This is a genomic window from Vibrio sp. PNB23_22_6, from assembly GCF_052877535.1.
Window position 1 is genome coordinate 1 of the sequence record NZ_JBNFXP010000093.1, and the last position, 269, is coordinate 269.

The 269-nt window shown below is 50.2% G+C and carries 1 tRNA gene; it reads right to left on the reverse strand.

The annotated features are described in order from the left end of the window. Positions 1–79: 79 nt before the first annotated feature. Positions 80–164 (reverse strand) — tRNA-Leu (locus ACVA54_RS19750). Positions 165–269: the final 105 nt, after the last annotated feature.

Below are 269 nucleotides of genomic sequence, written 5' to 3' on the forward strand. Positions count from 1 at the left end.
GGAATGGCGGCATCAAAAGCCGCTGCCTTACCGCTTGGCGATAGACCTGCAGGCAGTAGTATTGCTACTACTTAAAATATGGTGCGGAAGGAGAGACTTGAACTCTCACACCTTGCGGCGCCAGAACCTAAATCTGGTGCGTCTACCAATTTCGCCACTTCCGCATAATTACTGAGCATGCTCAATAATCAAAATAATGGCAGGTCTACCTGGATTCGAACCAGGGAATGGCGGCATCAAAAGCCGCTGCCTTACCGCTTGGCGATAGA